General features: G+C 47.1%; 16 protein-coding genes. 6 read left to right on the top strand and 10 right to left on the bottom strand.

Annotated features, from left to right (window positions below; all coding sequences use genetic code 11):
* Nucleotides 1–82: 82 nt before the first annotated feature.
* Nucleotides 83–793: an AAA family ATPase gene (locus E8L90_RS01760; RefSeq protein WP_137027736.1), complete on the bottom strand. Its 711-nt coding sequence runs from the start codon at nt 791–793 to the stop codon at nt 83–85.
* 96 nt (nt 794–889) lie between these two features.
* Here E8L90_RS01760 and E8L90_RS01755 point away from each other — a divergent pair, with 96 nt between their 5' ends.
* Nucleotides 890–2,314, top strand: coding sequence for a L,D-transpeptidase family protein (locus tag E8L90_RS01755; RefSeq protein WP_137027735.1), 1,425 nt, complete (start codon nt 890–892; stop codon nt 2,312–2,314).
* Nucleotides 2,315–2,461: 147 nt separating this feature from the next.
* Here the strand turns inward: E8L90_RS01755 and E8L90_RS01750 are convergent, their stop codons facing one another.
* The 4 genes from E8L90_RS01750 to tkt form a co-directional block, all read right to left on the bottom strand.
* Nucleotides 2,462–5,767, bottom strand: coding sequence for a collagenase (locus E8L90_RS01750; RefSeq protein ID WP_137027734.1), 3,306 nt, complete (start codon nt 5,765–5,767; stop codon nt 2,462–2,464).
* 232 nt (nt 5,768–5,999) lie between these two features.
* On the bottom strand, nt 6,000–6,350 hold the full coding sequence (locus E8L90_RS01745; protein WP_007721499.1) for a hypothetical protein: 351 nt from the start codon (nt 6,348–6,350) through the stop codon (nt 6,000–6,002).
* A 145-nt stretch (nt 6,351–6,495) separates the two neighbouring features.
* On the bottom strand, nt 6,496–9,012 hold the full coding sequence (locus E8L90_RS01740) for a PBP1A family penicillin-binding protein (protein WP_137027733.1): 2,517 nt from the start codon (nt 9,010–9,012) through the stop codon (nt 6,496–6,498).
* 170 nt (nt 9,013–9,182) lie between these two features.
* Entirely contained in the window at nt 9,183–11,189 is a 2,007-nt protein-coding gene (gene tkt, locus E8L90_RS01735) for a transketolase (RefSeq protein ID WP_137027732.1), read from the bottom strand.
* Nucleotides 11,190–11,318: 129 nt separating this feature from the next.
* Here tkt and E8L90_RS30045 point away from each other — a divergent pair, with 129 nt between their 5' ends.
* From E8L90_RS30045 to E8L90_RS01715, 5 genes are all read left to right on the top strand, one after another.
* Nucleotides 11,319–11,474, top strand: coding sequence for a hypothetical protein (locus E8L90_RS30045; RefSeq protein ID WP_167403233.1), 156 nt, complete (start codon nt 11,319–11,321; stop codon nt 11,472–11,474).
* Nucleotides 11,475–11,489: 15 nt separating this feature from the next.
* Nucleotides 11,490–11,948 (top strand): NUDIX hydrolase, encoded by a 459-nt coding sequence (locus E8L90_RS01730; protein ID WP_137027731.1) that lies wholly within the window; start codon nt 11,490–11,492, stop codon nt 11,946–11,948.
* A gap of 565 nt (nt 11,949–12,513) precedes the next feature.
* Complete coding sequence (locus E8L90_RS01725; RefSeq protein ID WP_137027730.1) at nt 12,514–13,230, top strand: hypothetical protein; 717 nt, start codon at nt 12,514–12,516, stop codon at nt 13,228–13,230.
* 171 nt (nt 13,231–13,401) lie between these two features.
* Nucleotides 13,402–13,755 carry an ASCH domain-containing protein gene (locus E8L90_RS01720; RefSeq protein ID WP_137027729.1) on the top strand — a complete coding sequence of 118 codons (354 nt, stop codon included), beginning with the start codon at nt 13,402–13,404 and terminating at the stop codon, nt 13,753–13,755.
* Nucleotides 13,756–13,757: 2 nt separating this feature from the next.
* Entirely contained in the window at nt 13,758–14,201 is a 444-nt protein-coding gene (locus E8L90_RS01715) for a DUF2269 family protein (RefSeq protein WP_137027728.1), read from the top strand.
* A 433-nt stretch (nt 14,202–14,634) separates the two neighbouring features.
* On the opposite strand, the gene E8L90_RS01710 is transcribed toward E8L90_RS01715, so the two are convergent.
* The 5 genes from E8L90_RS01710 to E8L90_RS01690 form a co-directional block, all read right to left on the bottom strand.
* Nucleotides 14,635–16,119: an amidase family protein gene (locus E8L90_RS01710; protein ID WP_137027727.1), complete on the bottom strand. Its 1,485-nt coding sequence runs from the start codon at nt 16,117–16,119 to the stop codon at nt 14,635–14,637.
* A 134-nt stretch (nt 16,120–16,253) separates the two neighbouring features.
* A complete protein-coding gene (tnpB, locus tag E8L90_RS01705; protein WP_137027726.1) occupies nt 16,254–17,345 on the bottom strand; it encodes an IS200/IS605 family element RNA-guided endonuclease TnpB in 1,092 nt (363 codons plus the stop codon).
* A 2-nt stretch (nt 17,346–17,347) separates the two neighbouring features.
* Nucleotides 17,348–17,752 carry an IS200/IS605 family transposase gene (tnpA, locus tag E8L90_RS01700; protein ID WP_425267096.1) on the bottom strand — a complete coding sequence of 135 codons (405 nt, stop codon included), beginning with the start codon at nt 17,750–17,752 and terminating at the stop codon, nt 17,348–17,350.
* 501 nt (nt 17,753–18,253) lie between these two features.
* On the bottom strand, nt 18,254–19,774 hold the full coding sequence (locus tag E8L90_RS01695) for an FGGY family carbohydrate kinase (RefSeq protein WP_137027725.1): 1,521 nt from the start codon (nt 19,772–19,774) through the stop codon (nt 18,254–18,256).
* A gap of 24 nt (nt 19,775–19,798) precedes the next feature.
* A complete protein-coding gene (locus E8L90_RS01690) occupies nt 19,799–21,268 on the bottom strand; it encodes an amino acid permease (protein WP_137027724.1) in 1,470 nt (489 codons plus the stop codon).
* Between the last annotated feature and the right edge of the window lies 1 nt (nt 21,269).

Here is a 21,269-nt window from a genome sequence, read left to right as displayed (position 1 = left end):
TGCGCCATTGACGATTGCCTCTACTGCTTCGTTCATCTAATAGAAACCGCCAAGGCGAGTTTTGTGACAGGAAGAATGAAAATTATTTTTCATCTAAAAATAGATCGGGCTTCTCCAGGAAACGGCGCGTCAATTGATAGTGCTCCGTATCGCGATAATTCACCTCTTGTACCGGCGATTCGTCAAAATTAAGGATAGTCGCTCCAGGATAGCCCAATAGAATCGGCGAGTGGGATGCAATGATAAATTGTGCTCCTTCTTCCACCAAATCGCGCATCAAGTACAAAAATGCGATTTGGCGCTTCGGTGAAAGAGCAGCCTCGGGCTCATCCAGCAGGTAGATTCCCCTGCCGTTGAAGCGATTGGCAAACAACGAGAAAAAAGATTCTCCGTGCGACTGCTCATGCAACGAGCGTCCGCCATAATGTTGATAGCTTTTCGGGCCCATCTCATCAATATGGCTGGCAAACTGATAGAAGCTCTCCGCTCGCAGGAAAAAGCCATTCGTTATTTTGGGTAGCCAGGAAAGGCGTATGTAGTCACCCAGAATCGCCTCCGAGCGGTGCACCTCATAAAAGTTGTGACGCGATCCTCCAGCCGTGTGAAAACCGCATTGATAGGCAATGGATTCCAATAAGGTCGATTTGCCCGAGCCATTCTCTCCTACAAAAAAAGTGACGCTGCTCGCAAGCTCGATCTCTTCCAGCTTGCGCAAGGAAGGCAAGTGAAATGGATATTCTTTCGTGTTGGGGAATTTTTCTCGCAGCAGCTTGATCGTTCGTAAGTAAACCATTTTTGACCTCCACTCTCATTATTTTCCCGACTCCCGCCGATACATCCTTATAAGGGCGCCTTTTTAAACGCTCATTTATTTGGGGGAGAAGTATCTGTGGACAAGGTTTCCTTTCTTCAGGAAAAAAGTACATTTCATATGAAATACCCGGAGCAGAACGACCTCGCCTTTTACCGGTGGTATACGACTCAGTATCCAAACGAAGCCATCGGGTGGTTTCACCTTGGCAAAGAACGAGAAGCACAAGGAAACCCGGAACAAGCTCTCGAAGCGTATAGACGTGGCCTGGTATCCAAGCAAGGCCCGTATGACAACGAGACGCGTGACGCTTATCACAGACTGCTGCGTGAGCGACAGCGCAGTTCCTTGGGCAGTCGAATGCGTTTACTCTTGGCTTCACTTTTGTTTCTCTATTTTCAATTCGCTTTTTCTCCTGGACCGTTGAGAGATGCGTCATCCGAGACAACGCCGCAGGCTGCCAAACAGCCCGTACCGACACCTGGGCAAACACAGCCACATGTCGAGGTCATTGCAGTCCCTCCTACACTCAGTGCCCGCGAGCTATCTGAACAGGTCCGGCGGTATGTAGAGTCCCGGCGTCCAGCTCTAACACAGCCTTTTACGGTGATGGTTGTCCCAGAAGTACCTGGTTCGCCGTCGTTTCGTCCCTTGCTGTTTTATCAGCCGCACGAAGTCCGAGGCATCTTGCGTTACAATCCGACGAGTCGGACTGTTCTCAGTGAAAAATGGTGGGATAAACCTGTGCAGTTGGACAGAGAACCGACACTTGCTACAGCAAAGGCAGAACTCACGGATGAGCAGCTAACCCTTCAGCATGTTCTGATCTTGCGAAACGCCTTGTATCGCTACTATCAGCAAACGGGTACGTTGCCTGCCCAACTGTCTGATCTGGCTGACGCTTATCCAGGCAATTATTTGCCACAAATTCCAGTACCGCCAAAGAGACTTTTGTTAACAAGCTATCCGTATCATCCCAAAGCCTTCTCGCCAGAGTCCGCATGGGACAGCTTACGCAATGTGCTGCCGCTTCCCGGCTATCCGGAGCCAGTGACGCCTTTCGAACCGTTACAGCTTCACTTGACTACCTCGACACATACGATGAAGCTCATCAGTGGGTCCCATCTGGTTCGCAGCTATCCCGTTGCCATAGGTAAAAACGGTTCTACGCCCGAAGGCTACTATACCATTCAACAAAAAATCAATCAGCCCCGCGGACATGACAATATTTATGGTACGAGGGGCATGGTCTTTCAGGAGAAGGGGTATACCATCCACGGGACAAACCATCCCGAGAGCATCGGTTCATCTGTTTCGCTCGGGTGTGTTCGCTTGTACAATGCCGCTGTCGAGGAGTTGTACAGCTTTGTTTCATTGGGGACAGAATTCATTATCTCCAATGCCCCGTCCCCTGCCCAGCCTTGGAGCAATCCTGTTCCATTCGTTCTCCCGGCTGGTCCTGAGGAAGAGACGCCACAAGTCATTTACAATTGGCTCCATTGATTCTTTAAGCTACGTAAAGAAAAGACGTGCGGAACGTCATAGCGTTACGCGCTGATTTTTACCAGACGCTTATCAAACGAAAAAAAAGCCCTTCTATCCTTTTTAAAAAGGGGGTAGAAAGGGCTTTTCTTCCCATAAATGGGTAGATTACTCAGCGTTCAGGATTACTTTGTACGGAATCTTCGTGTTGTTAGTGTTGTAGACTAACAAGTAATATTTCCCTGGTTTTGCCTCAAATTCTCCAGTCAGTTTCTTACCTGTGGTTTTGGGGTAGGCGAAATACGTTTCGAGATCATCTTCATGGAACACCACCCAGTTTAAGCCTTCGTCCTTCTCGCTACTTACCGTAACTTGAACGACCCCTTCCTCTTCAACCTGAATCATGTACGTGTCCCTGTCATCTGTACGATCGGTTTGACCACTTATCTCTTCCCCCAACTGTACTGTATTAGCGTCATCGAATGAATTGTTCGGCTCCGTTTCGGTTGGTTCTAATTCTACTTCTGGCAATTCCGAGGTTACTTTGTATGAAATGGTTTCACCGTTAAAGTTGTACACGGACAAATAGTAGGTACCCGGAGTTGCTTCAAACTCACCGGAGAGCGTTTTTCCTGAGGTTTTGGGGTAAGCGAAATAATGATCCAGATCATCCTCGTGGTGAACGACCCAGTTCAAACCAGTATCGTGCTCACTCGTTACGTTGATTTTCACCTTTCCGCTGCCCAATACCTTCAAGGCAAAAATGTCCTTGTCGTCCTGTCTACTTGTTTGACCACTCAACACCACATTGCTTTTCAATGGATTCGCCTCTGAAAAGCTGTTGTTTGGCTCCTGTTCCTTTTCCCCAATTTCTCCACCCTGCTCCTCGATCGTGATCGTCATCGATTTCGTAGTAACCGCTCCTTTGTCATCCGTTACTTGCAGTTTCACGGTATATTCTCCCTGATTTTCGTAGACATGCGTAGGGTTGGCATTACTGCTAGTTGTGCCATCTCCAAATTCCCACAGATAGGATACGATGCTCCCATCCGGATCGGAGCTTCCGTTACTACTGAATGCTACCTCCTCGTTTACAGCTGCTTTTGACGGTCCGTTCATGACAATTACAGGCGGCTGGTTCTCACCATCTCCCTGTTCTGGAAGAACCCCGTGGAACGTGACATCATACTCAAACTGATTGGACGCATTTACTCTATAGTTGGTAAAGTAGGCGGTTACGGTTTTGTAGCCGTTCCACGGGTGGGAAGTAAGTGTAGTTAGAAACTCATCTGTCATGCGACTCATCGTTTCCCAGTCTTGCTTCTCCCCTTGTGCCTGCGTACCCGTGTACGTCCCGGTTAACGTAAAGGTTTGGAAAAACTCTGACTCGCGCCTGTTTGTAGACACATTTTGCAATCCAGCGACATCCTCAATTTCTTGGAAGATTTCTGCACTTGCTTTGGGGGCTGGCGCAACCAGATAATCATCAGATACCAGCGGCACGGTCAGATCAGGATAGCTGTCTACCAACGATTCCATGGTTCGGTGGTAATCCTGATTTAGCTCTGAATCGTTGCTGAGCGTACGGATGAACTGGTCATAACCATCCACGTTGTTGGCCTCTATGTAATCCATGATATCATCGAGCTTGTTCCAGTCCTCTTTCATCATGTGATACTGCAAGGCGTATGAATACGTATAAAAGTCCCACGTGCCGTAGCGTGCGTGCAAAGTTTGCGAAGCCGTATACCAATTATTTTGTCCAAAGCGAATGAGATTGTTGACCATGGATTTTCGAGGCAGAACACCTGTTGTTCGCGTGGAGCCTGCAAAAAGTTCCGCTCCTCCTTCTTCAAACCACGACAGTCTCTCGTCTCTGTAAATTGGGCCTTCATTCCACAAGCCAGGTATGGCATAGCGCCCTTGCAAATAGTGCGTGAATTCATGGCGGAATAATTCTTCCAGTGTGTACGTGCTCTGCTGCGGTGTTCGCTCGTAGGTGAAGAAAGTTCCTTTCCCCTCGATATACATGCCCCCGTTGTCCGTCTCATAGCCATACAGGGGGTTGTTCATCTTGTACTCTGAAGGACTATTGTAAAGGACCATGGTCAAAATATCGTCGGGGTTCCCTTTTTCCATCGGTTCATCTCGCCCTGCCATCCGATGAAACTGCGCTTTTACCTCTTTTGCCGCCCAGTATAACCGTTTGACTTTTTCTTCTGTGACATCCCCTCCTGCTTTCATGACGATGCTTCCGTCATCAAATGTGTATTCTTTGGGCAGATACTTTTCCATGGCATCCTCACGAATCTTGTTGAACTGGATGTCCCTTCCCGTAGCGTCTTTTCCGCCATAGACCGTCTGGATCAGCTTCGCTACCTGCATATACTGAAGTCCCACATACGGATAAAGCTCTAATGCTTCTGTGAGGACCTCGTTACCCTTATTCGGATTGGAATGGTATTCTCCCAAATACGCACTATGATAAAACCCATTGTCGAGGACCCATTCCTTCGCTTCATCTGTATCGCCATGCAAGGCGAGTTTTCCCAACTCGTTCAGATACGTATCGATTTTGCCGTAAAACTCCTGTTTCTTGGTTGGTTCATCCACTTTCCACATCAGAATAAAGCTAACCTGGCTCATGATGCGGAATACAGCATCTCCCGCACTCCGCTGCGAGATGAAAGTATCCATTTGTTCTTCGTATTGTCGGATGATCGGTGCAGCTTTCTCTACAAGGGAAGCGCTTACAAATGTGTTTCCGATAAGTCCACCAAATGCACCTACCACCTCATTTTGAGCATCTGTCCCTAATTTGAAATTCGGATTGTCTGCAATGGCTTGTAGAGCAGGGAACACTTTTTCATGCTCGCTTCTCTGATTGAGATAGGATAATTCCTGATGGTAGTAGCCGAGGTAATACCCAGAGCGAAGAACCTCTACCAAGGTGTCTATTCCTTTGGAATCGCTGCTGGAGTATTGTGTGCCTCTGACTTGCAATGCGTCAATGATGGCCTGAACGCGCTGCCGATCATTGTAAAAGGCGTACGAATCGGGGGTAAAATCGAATAATTCAGGAATCTGCTCCCAGCTGACCGTCACCAGTACATTGACTAATTCGTCATAACTGAGCTTGTTCAAATCGGACATCGCGTACTTTTCGGCATTTGCCTTTATGCTCCGCTGCTGTTCGCTAGGAGACTTTTGCTCCTCTACACGCCAGGTCGGCTCCACTGGATGGGGATATTCCCCTGCTTTGTCACTGGATTGATGCTGAAACGAGGTGACTGGGTCCAGCTTTCCCACTACATATTTCCCAGAGGGCGGAACGTTTTTTCCGATCGCACTCGAGTAATCCTTGACTGCCAAGGCTTGGGCAGGAGTACCAACCGTCCCCAATAGAAAGGATGTGGAGAGAAGGACACCAGCCATCATGCGGCTTGTGTGTAGCGTGTGGCGCTTTTTCTTCATGAATGAGCAAACCTCCTTTGAATGGTGAAATACATGACACGCTTTTAGAATTGCAACTATGGTGCCAATACATATATCAGAAAAGAACAGTAAAAATGTATACATTTTTTTACAAAAATACATAAACATGTACGAAATATTAGACACTGTTACTTCAAAAGTGAACCTTTCTTCGCGCACACAAAAAAGCGCGTTCCCGAGAATGGGAACGCGCCATGTTTTACTTTCACATCTATTTTTCTTCTTCCAATTCCCTCATCGATTCTTCTTGTTCTTCCTCTGGGTTCCAATAATCGAGCACTTTTCCTTGCAGAACCTTGCCTTGAATGAATTCTACCTGCTGCTCACTGAAATCCTCTGTCCACTCAATACCCAATTGTTCAGCTAGACGTACGACGGTCAACAATTCTGACCAAGCCACGTAACGTTTGTACCAGAAGAACTGTGGCTGCTCGTTCATGTATGGGTAAAGATCATCGAAATCGGTGTGTTTACAGTCAAGTGCTCGCTCAAAATTCACCTTGGTTTGGCGTAACTGTTCTTTGAAAAATGTGGGTAGATCCCTTTGTGCGTAGCCAGACATGGACTGTCCCCCCTGTCTCCCGATTTAATGGTATTGTACCACGCGAAAGAAGCTGTGCAAATAGTCGAATCGGTTTTGAATCGGTTTTGAATCGGTTTTGAATCGGTTTTGAATCGGTTTTGAATCGTTCTTGCTGGGCTAATCTTTAGCCGTTTGAAGCATCTGGGGACTGGTTCTGCCCCTCCTCTTGTGGAGGTGGTGGTAATTGAATTTCATTGGAGGAACCATTTGTCTGACCAGGTACTGGATTCGCGATGTCCGGTGGAACCTCACCTGTTCCCGGATTTGGCGGTTGGCTACCGCTTCCATTATTTGTATGCGAACCAGTTCCTCCGGTACCTTGGTCCGGTGGAATTTCCCCGTTGCCATTTCCCGTACCATCCGGATTTTGTCCCTGATTGCTGCCTTCCTCGTTATGACCAGGATCTTGATTAATCAGATTCTCCAGCTTCTTGGAATCGATTGGGACTGTTTTTGAAGGCGTGCCTTCCTCGCCTTGTGCATTTCGTGGAACGACTTGATACTGATACTGTTTCGGACTATCTAGCACATCTACATAAGAGGTTTCCTTCATACCCGCAGAGATGAGCTGTCTTTCACCGTTTTCGCTAATGCGGTACAGATCGTACGTATCTCCGTTAGCCCCACCAATCCAGCTAAGCACGACCATCAATTTATTCGTACTTGTGTCCAATGTCATATCCGCAGCCAATTGGATTTCCGATTCAACTTCCTCTTGTTTATGTTGTACGGCGCCTTCTGGTCGAACGAAGTCCGATGACGGTACACCTTTTAAGGCAGTTCCCAGCACTTTGGAGAACATTTGCGCCGTCATGCTACTTCCTTGGTGCATCAAATGCTGTTTGTCCTCCGGATCGAAGCCCATCCAAACGGCACCGACATATTCCGGAGTATAGCCCACAAACCAAGCATCCTTGTTTGCTTTGCTATCGCCTGCTATTGATTGGGTCGTACCGGTTTTACCTGCAACATGGCGGCCAGAAATACGCGCTGCCTTCCCTGTCCCTTCCTGAACCGCTTTCTCCAGCATGGTGTGAATCTCCCAAGCTGCTTCCGGCTTCAGTGCTTCAGATTGTTTTGGCTGGTATTCACGAACGACACCCTCATCCTTATTCTCGACCTTGCTGATCGAGTGCGCCTCAGACACTACCCCTGCATTCACAAAAGGTGTATAGGCCTGAGCCATTTCCAGCGGGGATATACCTTCATTCAATCCCCCGAGAGCAATCGCCAGGTTTCGGTCATTCGGTGTCAGCTCTATGCCGACTTTCTTGAGGTATGCCAAGCTTTCTGATACCCCAATTTCATTTAACAGCCAAACAGGCGGGATATTCGCGGAGTCGATCATCGCCCGGCTCATACTTACTGTTTCCGTGTAGCGGTTATTGTAGTTGCGCGGCTCATAGCCATTAAAGCTCTGCCGTTTGTTGCTCAGTTGTGAATTCGCGTTCCATTTGTTGATATCTTTATTGACTGCTGGAGCGAACACGGCAATCGGCTTAAAGCTGGAGCCCGGCTGACGCTTCATATCTGTCGCATAGTTAAAGCCTTTTGGCGCATAATTGCGTCCACCTATCATCCCAGCAATTCCGCCCGTTTTCGCGTCGATGACAATCATCGATGATTCTACACCGCGCTTGGCGCCATCTTTCGGGAAGTTTTTGGCTTTGGCATATTCCTCTATCATGGCATCCTGTACTTTCGGATCGAAGGATGTGTAAACGTTCCATCCTCCGCGATACAGCTCCTCTTCCGTTACACCGAACTCTGCTTCGGACTCTTTCAACATATTGTCAAAAAACGCGCGATAGCCTTTTTTCAAGCTCGCACCCGCCACTTCATGCGGTTCTTTTGGCAATGCCTCTGCTTGAGCTGCGTCTTTTTGTTCATTAGTAATGATTCCTTGCTCATACATCAGACGAATAACGGTGTCTCGACGCAGTTTCGCTTTTTCTGGATTGTTAAAAGGTGAATAAGTAGTCGGTGCTTTTGGAATGGCCGCCAGCATCGCTGCTTCTGCAACGGTAACATTGCTTACCGACTTGCCGAAGTAATACTGGGCAGCATCCTCTACCCCAAATTCCCCTTCACCCAAATAAACGCGGTTCAAGTACATCTCTAAAATTTGATCCTTGGAGTACTTGCGCTCCAAGCCAATCGCGATACTCATTTCTTTTGTTTTACGCCAGAATGTTTGGTCTAGGGTGAGAAAGACGTTTCTTGCTAGCTGTTGGGTAATGGTACTTCCCCCTTCAGCTAACGATCCTTTTTTGATGTCATTGACGATGGCGCCACCGATCCGAACCATATCGACGCCCTTGTGTTCATAAAAGCGCTTATCCTCTACGGCGAGGAAAGCATCGATCAAAGTCTTTGGCATTTCATTAATCGGTTTGTATACACGGTTCTTCTGACGAATCAGGCTCGTCATCTCTACTCCGTTTTTGTCGTATATGACCGTTGGTTCTGCTTTTAAGTCCTGTAGCTTTTGTACGTTTTCCTCAATCATCCGGTCTCCCGCATACAACAGGGCGAAGTAGCCCCCAATCACACTTAGGATAAGGAAAATTGCAAACGATACGGCAATCATCAGCAAGTTGTTCTTTTTCTTCTTGACTTTCTTCTTGGCCTTTGCTGCCATTATTCACCTCCTGGTCTTCTCTCTCTCCCCCACATCTTATATAGACGGTCCCATTTCAAAAAAGTTTCTGTTTTGGGTTGTAGTCTATCATTCCATACAAAATTCCGTTTGTCACTGGAAAAGCCTATCTCCTGAAACAGAAGATAGGCTTTTTACTAAAGGTTTACGATTTATTTCAGCAGTTTTTCTGCTTCAGCTACAACATTTTCTACCGTGAAGCCGTATTCCTTCATGATACGCTCACCTGGTGCAGATGCGCCAAACTGATCGATTGCGATGACCGTACCGTTATCGCCAGCATAACGCTCCCAGCCCATTGGAGAGCCCATTTCTACCGCCACGCGTGCTTTTACGGACGGTGGAATCACAGCGTCGCGATACTCTTTCGGTTGACGCTCGAACAGATTCCAGCTCGGCATGGAAACAACGCGTGTTTCAATACCTTTCGCGAGCAATTGCTCACGCGCCTGCATCACGAGAGATACCTCAGATCCAGTTGCGAGCAGGATGAGCTGCGGATTGCCGCTTGGAGCGTCTGCGAGAACATACGCCCCTTTGCTCACGCCTTCTGCCGCTTTCTCAATGGTCTCAGGCAGAACTGGCAGGTTTTGACGAGTCAGCACCAGAACGATTGGCTCATCTGTGCGGGATACAGCATATTTCCAAGCTTCGTTTGTCTCCACTGCATCAGACGGACGAAGAATGGTCAAGCCTGGCATTGCGCGCAAGGAAGCGAGCTGCTCAATCGGCTCATGCGTCGGTCCGTCTTCACCAACTGCGATCGAGTCATGTGTAAATACGTAGACGACTGGCTGCTTCATCAATGCAGAGAGGCGAATCGCCGGACGCACGTAGTCGGAGAACACGAAGAACGTACCACCGTATACTTTTACGCCACCGTGGAGAGCCATACCGTTGAGGGCTGCACCCATTGCAAATTCGCGAACACCAAACCAAATGTTGCGGCCATCGTAAGAACCTGGCAGGAAGTTGCCCGCTTCTTTAATCACCGTGTTGTTGGAATGTGCCAAGTCAGCAGATCCGCCCAGGAAGAACGGAACGCTGTTTGCCAATGCATTGATCGCATTACCGGAAGCAACACGTGTCGCTAGCTTCGCGCCAGCTTCATACGTTGGCATATGGTTGTCCCAACCAGCAGGCAGTTGACCTTCTTGTGCAGTTGTAAATTGCAGCGCCAGTTCCGGATACGCTTTTGCGTAAGCAGCAAACTGGTCGCGCCAAGCAGCTTCTGCTTTTTCGCCAGCATCAGCCAAGCCTGCGAAGAAATCAGTCACTTCTTGTGGTACGTGGAACTCACTTTCATGGTGCCACTCGTAGTTTGCTTTTGTCAGCTTCACTTCGTCTTTTCCAAGTGGAGCGCCGTGAGAAGAGCTGGAGCCGCCTTTGTTCGGGCTTCCGTATCCAATGACGGTTTTTACTTCGATCAAGGTAGGACGATCCAAATCTTTTTTCGCTTCTGCGATAGCCGCGTCAATAGCAGCCAGATCATTGCCGTCTTCTACGCGAATGTATTGCCAACCATACGCTTGGTAGCGACCCGCTACATTTTCAGAGAAGGAACGGGAAAGCTCTCCATCCAGAGAGATATCGTTCGAATCGTAGAGCACGATCATTTTACCCAGTTTCAGGTGAGCGGCCAGAGAAGAAGCCTCGCTGGATACACCCTCCATCAGGTCACCATCGCCGCAGATCACGTATGTGTAATGGTCAACGATGTCAAAATTGTCGCGGTTGTAAACAGCTGCCATGTGCTTTTCAGCCATCGCCATGCCGACAGCCATCGCGATCCCTTGTCCCAGAGGACCGGTTGTCGCGTCAACACCCGCCGTGTGTCCAAACTCAGGGTGACCAGGTGTTTTGCTGCCCCATTGACGAAAGTTATGTAGGTCTTCCAGTGAAACATCGTATTTCATCAGATGCAACATCGAGTATAATAGCATAGAGCCATGTCCTGCTGAGAGGACAAAACGGTCACGGTCAATCCAATTTGGGTTGCTCGGATTTACTTTCATAAAGCGGCTCCACAGTACATGTGCCATAGGGGCTGCACCCATCGGCATACCCGGGTGACCGGAATTCGCCTTCTCGATGGCATCAATCGCCAGCGTGCGGATGGTATTAATGGATAGCTGATCAACAGACGTATGCTGAGTCATCTCGCAAAATCCTCCCTGCGTTTTCTAGAAATAACTACCGAGTATCTGGTAAAAACACACTGTGCCATTATAGCATAGTTCCCATTTAGAATCATGTTCGCTTTGCATGAATGAAGGAGGTCTTTTTCAATGAATTGGCTTTATCTTATAATCGGAATCGTCCTGGGTGCTGCTGGAATTATTATGCTGCTTATGGGCTTGACCAGCTCACCTATTTTGAAAAAAAACAGACTGGAACGCCGTAGACAGGCTGCTGAGAATCATCGCCCGGAAGAATATCATTAATAGAGGAGAATCCGCATGCAGAAAGAGCGCTTCGCGATGCAGGTCGCCGTTCACCTTTTCCTGGTGAAGGGTGCGCAAGTCTTGTTATTACGCCGCTATAATACCGGCTACGAAGACGGCAATTACAGTGTGCCTGCTGGACATCTGGATGGGAATGAAGAAGTGAAGACAGCCGCGATCCGCGAGGCAAAAGAAGAGTGCGGAATAGACATCGATCCAGCGAGCTTGGAGATGGTAGGCGTCATGCATCGTCGCTCCAATGATGAGCGCATTGATTTTTTCGTCGCTGCCACTGAATGGCGCGGAGAAATTATCAATGCCGAGCCGAATAAATGCGATGAGCTCGTATGGGTGGATATGGATAAATTACCCCCGAACGTCATTCCTTATGTGAGACAAGCTCTCTCAAACTTCATACGGAAGCAGTGGTTTGACAGCTTTGGCTGGGAGCCTGCGCTTGGATTGAAGCAATAAAAAAGAAGAGGGATACTCTCTACCCTCTCCAGACTTTAGACAAGTGTCCCCTTTCGCAATTAAGGGGACTTGTTATGTTCCTTATATTCATTCATTTTCTTGTCTAAATAGATCGTGTTATCTATGCTTACCATATTAGCGATTGCCGTAATAATCGTTATAATCCCAAATATTATCCCGTAACCAATCATAAATTTATCAAAGTAAAAACAAAGAAAAGCGGAAAAAACCGCCACTAAAAGTAAGTATACAAGGAATTTTTTCATTTATACTAGCCTTTATTAACTCTTAAGTCTTCGCGTCATGATATGTACCTTCCGGATAAGTTCCACCCCCCCTATTAACTAAATCACCAGATAAATGATTATTAGTTTTAGTCTATACGTCGGAATGAAGTAGTCTATGGATCTAAACTGAATAATAGAGTCTTACACTGCCTTATTGAACTATCGAAACCCAGTTGTTCAAAACTGGACAAATGACTATCCACTTTTTTGTTTCATAAAACACTTCGCATAGAATTTACCCATATACAAAAAATAGGTGAGGAGGTGCTTGGTGCTTTATGCAGAAGAAAGTTATCTTGCTCTTTGTTACAGTGCTTATCGGTTTTGCTTCTGTTGCTGTCGCTATTCAAGACGAGGAAGTCGAACCGTTTACTTGGGATAGACAGTATGTTGATGAACTGAAAAAAGTAGATGTTGCTGTGTATGTTCCTACTTATATAGCTTCATCTGAATTTTCTCGAAGTCTTGGTTCTTTATTTGTAAGCAAACTTGAAGTAAGTAAAGACCATTATTTATTCGAGATATCACGCCAAAGAGTGCATGATGGAGAATCAAAAATGCTTACTTTTGACGTAATGACAATGTCAGCAGGTACACTTCCTAGTTACCGAAAACAGCCTTTCTCTACATACGAAATGTTCGAGATACCAGAGGGAGCCACTAAATTTAACGGGTATGATGTAAAGTATTCTGCTAATAAAAGAGCATTTATCTGGAAAGATAACGGGTGGGAATACTTGGTATGGGCAGAGAATACTAACAATGCTATTAATATCATGAAGCGTGTCATGGCTACAATTCCAAAGGGAAGTAATCCTGTTCATGGTGCAATAAATGGACAGATGACAGCTATTGATACAAATGAGGGTGTTCGTTCGGATGCTGGTTGGTCTTATAATAATGGAAAAACGTGGTACATAATCACTGGGCGAACTACACCAGAGCAATTAGTAAAAGTACTAAAGTCTATGGTTAAATTGGATACCAAAAAATAATATTAACCGATAATATGCTAAGACCCCATGAGGATGGGTCTTTTCTATGTTATTACACTATTCTGACCGTTAAAGACTGACCCACCCGTCCAACCATACAGTCGTGTGCTTGTGCATTCATGGCTCGACTTATGATAAAGTGGTTTTGAAGAAAAAAGGAGGATGACATGTATGCAAAATCAAATGGGTTCCAACGCTTTGCCACCCAAAACCTGTACAATCGATCGTTTAATTACCGTGAAGCCGGATATCGAGAAAGTATTGTCAGGACAAAAAACCGCGACCCGTCGCAATGGACGCTACGCAGATGTTGGTGAAATCATGACCCTCGAAGGCCACGAATTTGTAATAGACAAGGTTTATTCACAGTCGCTCGGGGAATTAACCGATGATGATGCCAAGCAAGAGGGATATTCAAATGTAGAGGAATATAAGCAATCCATTCTATCATCTCATCCTGGGATGCCTTGGCTGCCGCAAATGCGAGTGTGGGTCCATGAATTTAGCCCGGACATGAAAAAATAACGGTGGGCATTTTATTATATAAGGCGATTCTTTATCTACATATTCTCAGTGCCATAATGTCCATTGGACCATTTTTTGTTCTGCTACCCATGATGAAAAGATTGCGAGAGGCTGACCTCACCAAACAACAAGCCTATCTGGATACTTTCAGGTCTACCACACGTTTGGCGAAGCATGCCGGTCATGTTTTAGTCATATCCGGAGTATTGCTAGTAATGGGTGGGAATTGGTCATGGAAGTCGTCCTGGATCGTGATGACCGTATTGATCATGGTAAGCTCCTTGTATTTCTTGGCACGCGCATTTTCGCCGAAGATACGGAAGTTTAATCAAACTGATCAGGACAAGGATAAATTGGTGCAGTCGCTTACTCGTTCGATCTGGATCTATTTGTTTCTTTTACTGGCCATGTTATGGTTCATGGTGGTGAAGCCTGAGGTATGGTAGAGATGATAAGTCCTTCACTTGTCCGAGATGACCTCCTAACTGTGTTCTCGTTCACTGATGGAAAAAGACGCCTCAGGTGTCTTTTTCTTTTTTGTTAACTACAGGTTAGATCTGCCGGTTTAATTGGCGTTTCATCTTCTTTTTATTCGATAACCAATTCCTCGATGTGTTTAATATGCCGATACACCCGGCGGATGGTGCCTGTGCTGCACATGTTTGCAAGCCTCTGCAAATGAGATTTGCTGGTGTTCGGTGAAAATAAAGAGTTAGACTGGTGGTCGTTGATAGACGCGGTTTTTGAATTGAAAAATCGTTCGCTTTTGAAAAATGAGTTGTAGAGCCATTAATAGAAATAGCGGCGGACCAAGACAAGTCTTAGATTTTGCCACTGGTGTCATTCAACAAACTGTTCCTTAACAGACGGAATTGGAGACTAAACCGGATCTGTCGGCGCAAAGCGGTATTGGCTTGCTTGTTCGTAGGCGTAAGCGAGACGGAAAAGCGAAGGCTCGCTGTAGGAGGTTCCGACGAAAGTGATTCCCTGTGGCCCTTTGGTCGTATAGCCGCCTTCGGCGATGATGCCTGTCTCTGCGTACCCGCCCGGTACGGTAATGGCAGGATACCCCGCCCGCGCGGACAAATCAATCCCTTCCTCGTTGCCTAGGAACATCAACGCGTCCAGCCCATATTCGCGTATCACGTGGTCGATGCCTTGGTCACGGGATAACTCATGGTTAAGTCGCAAACTCTCGGCGTACATCTGTTCAGACAATGTGCCGCTTGTTCCATTCGACCAGATCAGCGTGTCTTGCCCATATTTAAGCGCGACGTCGCGATTCTCTTCGTTATAGGCTATGAGTTCATCTAACGACCGAACGAATGCGCCGGGGCCAGCTTTAGCGAGATAGTCGTTCAGTCCTTTTTTGAATTCGAACCGCATCACGTCCCAGTCCCACTTCGCACTCTCGCACGGCAACGATACCGGGTCTACGACGATCGCCCCTCGTTCCTTGCACAAGGTGATCGCCCGCTCGATAATCGCCACCCGGGCTTTGTCCAATCCTCGATAATAATATCGTGGAACTCCAATTCTCGCGCCTTGCAAACCGTTCGCGTCCAAGAAAGGCGTATAATCCGTATACGCTATTCGTCTATTCTCTAGCATAGCCGCATCTTCCGGATCTGCCGCCGTCATGGCTCCGAGTAAGATCGCGGCGTCCTTGACCGTACGCGTCATCGGACCGGCCGAATCTTGACTATGTGTAATCGGAATGATTCCTGTACGACTGACGAGCCCGATAGTCGGTTTTATACCGACGATGCCGTTTTGTGAAGACGGGCTGATGATCGAACCCGAAGTTTCTGTGCCAATGGCAGCAGCACACAGATTTGCGGCAACCGCCGCGCCAGAGCCCGAACTCGAGCCGCCTACAAACAACTCGCCGGGCCCATAAGGATTAAGCGTCAGACCGCCCCTGGAGCTATAACCAGCCCACATCGTGCCCGACATGAAGTTAGCCCATTCCGTCATGTTTGCCTTACCAAGGAATACACATCCCGCAGCCCTTAATTGCGCGGCCACGACCGAATCCTTTGGAGCGAAATGTTCAGCAAGAGCGACTGAACCAGCACTAGTATGCATGCGGTCACCTGTATTAATATTGTCCTTGAGCAAGATCGGTATGCCGTGAAGCGGTCCACGAGCCCCGTGTTCCCGTCGCTCCGCGTCAAGTCTCTTTGCGACCGCTATCGCGTCCGGGTTGACTTCCAGCACCGCTTTCAGCTTCGGGTTGAGCCGTTCGATTCGTTCCAAATACCAGCTAACGCAAGCTGCTGACGATAACTCGCCTGATTCCATCGCCAACTGCAACGAAACGATATCTGCCTCTATTAAACTATCATTTAGTGTTCTGGCCATTCAGAGAGACTCTCCTTTTTGCAATGTTCTGCTTTTGACACTCCCCATGCCTAAAGGCAGGGGAGTCTTGGGTAGTCACTCCTAACGGAGTGAAATTCACCAAGCTATCCCTGTGTGTCCCACAGTTTAGTTGGCTATGCCAACAGTCGAAGTCCTTCTTGCTCAATATTGATAGCAGCGTTTTGGTCACGATCATGTTGTACGCCACAGTGCGGACATATCCAACTGCGCAAGTTGAGACTTTTCACTTCTTTGTTGCGGTATCCACAGTTCGGAGTTGAGCAGAGCTGGCTTGAGGGAAATTGCTTTCCAACAATGGAGACCTTTCTTCCATACCATTCTGCCTTATACTCCAGCATCGTACGAAACATCGACCACGAAGCATCTGCAATGGATTTGGCTAACTTGTGATTTTTGATCATATTTTCCACTTGTAAGTCCTCCAAACAGATCACTTGGCTTTCGTTGATCAGCTTGGTTGACAGCTTATGTAGGAAATCGTTACGGGTGTTTGCCATTTTTTCGTGGAGTCGAGCTACTTTGGTACGCGCCTTGTTCCGGTTGTTGCTGCCTTTTTGTCTACGAGATTGAATCCGTTGCCACTTCGCCAGTTGTTTTTCATACTTGCGATAGTATTTGGGATTTGCCACCTTCTCTCCAGTAGAGAGAATGGCGAAATCCTTGATCCCAAGGTCAATCCCAACTGTTTGTTCTACTTTTGGGAGTAATCGAGTCTCTGTTTCACACAATACGGATACAAAGTATTTACCTGAAGGATTCCATCTAATCGTGGCCGATAGGATTCGCCCTTCAACTTCTCTGGATTTCGCAAACGATACCCATCCTAGCTTAGGAAGTTTGATGCGATTCCCTTCTATTTTGATGTTCATCTTGCATGTATAGGATTGCTTTGGATTCTTCTTGCTCTTGAATTTGGGATAGCCTTTTTTCTCTTTGAAAAACTTTTTGTAGGAGGAATCCAAATCTTTTAAGGTTGATTGCAGGGCAGTGGAGTCCACTTCTTTCAACCATTCGATTTCTTTTTTGAGTTGCGTGAGCAAAGCAGAACAGTCGTTGTAGTTCAGCGTTTTGTTTTCTTGTTCGTAAGCCTCTTTTCGTTTCGCAAGAAAGTGATTGAATACAAAGCGAGTACATCCAATTGTCTTGTTGATGAGTGTTGCTTGTTCTTTGTTTGGATACAAACGGAATTTGTAGGCTCTATGCAAGTTCAATCATTCCTTTCTTTTTGAGACTCGATGTATTTCTTAATCACATCGAGTTGCACCGTGCCAACCGTTGCAACAAAGTAGGAGTTTGTCCATAGCGAGGGAAGCCTGCTTTTGAGATGTCTAAATTCCATCCGCATCACTCTGGATGTATAGCCCTTCAAATGTTTTACGACTCGGTGGATTCCGAATTGCGGATCGCATTTGATGAGCAAATGAACGTGGTCTGGCATGATCTCCATTTCAACAATTTCTGTACGAAGCTCTTTTGCCTTTTCAAGAAACAACTCTTTTAATCGAATGTCTACTGGCTCTTTCAAAACCTTTTTTCGATACTTCGGACAAAAAACAACGTGATATTTACAGTCAAATACGACATTGTGGTTACTTTCGACTGATCTACTCAAAACCATCACCTATGGTTAATTATACCATTTGGTTAGATAGAAAAGATATATCTAACAGAGTTTAGAAAAAAAAGAACGATATTTTGTTTGCTCTTAGCACCCCCTTTAGGGGATACAGAGCAAAGTGCCTTATATCCCCATAGCTAAAGCAAGGGGTTTTACGGCACGAGTGATAATAATAACAAAATGAAAAAAGCAATGACCTGTAGAGAAAACTAAACTGCCAGTTAGCCTAATGATCGGCATTAAGTCTAAATCTTTATTTGCTTAGTCCATAACTATATCTTCACAGTCTAGCACTTTATTTTTCGAGTCTAATACATTATTTTCAGTAAACAGCTTTCCTGACTATCGTCTCATTGTGCGGTCATTTGTGTCTAATGACACAGCCACAATATGCATGAATGGTTTCATGCCCCTAATTCTTCTGTATGTGACTTGATTTATCGGCCGCTTACCCATCCGCGGTATTCGTTTAACCGGCATAAGTGAAACAGAGCATTAACCTCCGCTCATTTGCAGTAGCAAATGAACCGCCTTGTTCCAACGGGCACGCAGTCTTTTCCTCACGGCTTCATCCAGTGTCGGTTCATAGCGACGCCCTACCTTTAATTGCGCTTCCAAATCTTTCGCCGACCACCAGCCGCACTCTTCCCCAAGCAGAAACGCAATACCCATCGCTGTTGTTTCATTGATCTGGGGCACCTCAACCGGAACACCCAGCAAATCTGCCTGAAACTGCATCAAATACGGATTTTTCGTCAAGCCGCCATCTACACGCAAGACTGAGATCTTTTGTCCGACTGCCTGTTCCATTGTGACAAACACATCCGCTACACGGTGAGCGATCCCTTCCAGCATTGCTTTTGCCATCAGTGGTCGGTCAGTATGCTGGGAGAGTCCGAGAAACACCCCTCTCGCCTCCGAGTTCCAGTACGGCGTGCCGATCCCATTCAATGCCGGGATAAATAAAAGATTGGTTGGGGCTTCTCCCTTGTGCAGATCTTCATACCACTGTTCCGACCATCGTTGCAGCTCGTCTATATCCCGATACAGCCCAAGCTGCTCCACTCCCCATTCGACAGCAGACCCTGCCGCATAAATCGCGCCATCAAGCGCATAAGTATGTTGCGCCCCGCGTTTCCAGACAAGCGTCGTCAAGAGTCCGCTCTCTTTCGTTGCAGGCGGCTCGTTTCCGACGTTCATGTAAGCAAAGCACCCCGTGCCATACGTGCATTTGGACATACCTGGCTCTATGCAGAGATGTCCGTAAAGGGCGGCTGGTTGATCCACCTGGCTGACAAGAATCGGTGCTTGAATGCCACAAAATTGATCCGGATTCGTACGACCAAAAGAGCCCACTGTTGGACGAACCTGCGGCAGCCAGTCTTTCTCTATTTCCAAATACCGCAATATTTCCTCATCCCAATTCCCCTGCCGATGAGCGAACAACAGCGTTCGGGCAGCAGTAGAAGCATCGGTTACATACGCGGCGCCTCCTGTCATCTGCCAGATTAACCAAGAGTCAAGCGTGCTGCAATAAGCCTGCCGCTGTCGGATCCTTTCTTGCACCAGAGGCACTTCCTCCATCATCCATCTGACTTTGGTGGCAGAAAAGTACGGATCAATCAAGAGTCCCGTTTTCTCGGCTACCTTCTGTGCCCACGCACCATCCGCCCTCCAACGCTCGGCGATTTGATCGGAGCGGCGGCACGACCAGACGACAGCCGGATAAAGCGGCTCTCCGCTTAATGAATTCCAAAAAAGGACCGTTTCCCCCTGATTAGCCAGACCTACCGCTTCCACCTGCTCAGGTTCGATACGTCCCTTGAGCAACACGTCGGCCACTCCCATCAAGACCTTTTCCCAAATCTCCTCTGGATTATGCTCCACCCATCCAGACTGTGGATAATATTGCGTGTGCTTCTGATAGCTTTCAGCAACAGCTCGTCCATGGCGGTTGACCAACAGCACCTTGGTCCCAGTTGTTCCCTGATCGATCGACAGCAAATACTTCTCCATACTACAGTCTCCTTTTTCATTATTCTAGGCGGAATGATCTTCTTTCCCTTCATCAAATCCGAATGTTCTGTCTTTGATTCCGATACGTCCCTCCATAATCCCTTTGCGAAACAGCAGATGATACAAAATGACGCCTAAAGCCAGCAAGGTAGCTGCTACGATCGCTACACTATGGAAGTTTTCCGGAATAGTCAAAATGCCAATTTCAAAGATTAACCATGCGATCGCAAGGAAAGTGAGCGGTGTGCGCCACTTGCCCAGGTCAAAGCACTTGGATACGGGCAGTTCCTTACGTTTCCATGCATAAGCCGAAATCGTTGTCAGATAGAGAAGGGCTGGCAGAACCGAGGTGGCCCCTACCAGAAGGGTCAGGGAATCTGCAAATAACACAGCGAGAATGCCCAGCACGAAAACGAGTAAAACTGCGTTTGTTGGTACGGAAGTCTGAGCTGATACCTTCTTGAAGATGGAGGAAGCGAAGAATACATGGTCGCGTGACAAGGCATAGATGAGTCGGGAAGCGGAAGCCATAATAATCAAGCCGCACGCGAAGATGGAAATGAGGCAAATCACCAAAAAGAAGCTGGATACAGCAGAGCCAAGACTTGTTTGTAAAATGTACGGAATCGGATTCGCTGCACCGAGCACAGTCGGCAGATCGGTGATGGCAACAGAAATGACGATCAACAGCAAGAAACCGATCACACCACTTAGTAATACGGATAAAATCATGGCACGGGGAACCGTTTTCTTCGCATTGATCGTCTCCTCAGAGAGATTCGCAGCAGCTTCGAAACCTACCAATGTAAAGGAACCCATCAGGGCAGCCATGATAAAAGCGCCTAGGTACGAACCGTCTGATTGAGTGGCAGCGGTACCGATATCGGTTAGCATGCTCCAATTTGCCCCGTTGTACATCACAGCTACCCCCAGCACCACAACGATCCCAACCATACCGATCACTTCTGTATATACGGCAATATCATTAATGCGAGTCGCCAGTTTGACTCCATAAATGTTTAATAAAGCTTGCACAACCAGCGTACCAATCACGATCCAGACCAGCGTCTTGGAACCTGTATCCCAGCCAAACATCTCGGCAATAATGGGCGCCAGTGCATAGTCGACGGTTGGAACCACAATAACGAGAAAGCAAAAAGCAATCCAGCCAGCAAACCAACCTAGCCCCGGGTTGGCAAGACGCGTAACCCATTGATAGGAATAACCGCTCAATGGTATTCGTCCAGCCAGCTCTGCAAAAATAATGGCCACTACCAAATGCCCAATGGTTACAATCGGCCAAGTCCAGATACCAGCCGGCCCTGCCGTACTAAGCACAAATCCATAATTGCTAAAAATGCCTGTGGTAATGGAAATAAAAGAAAACGCGACGGCAAACGAACTGAACAGTTTTAATGTTCGTCTCAATTCTTGCTTATACTGATACGTTTGCATATCTTGCGAATCAATTGCTTGTACCGATTGCTTCACCATG

It is taken from the genome of Brevibacillus antibioticus, assembly GCF_005217615.1.
Taxonomy (GTDB): Bacteria; Bacillota; Bacilli; order Brevibacillales; family Brevibacillaceae; genus Brevibacillus; species Brevibacillus antibioticus.
Note: the sequence above shows the minus strand (reverse complement) of the source record. Positions and strands in the feature narration are given on the sequence as shown.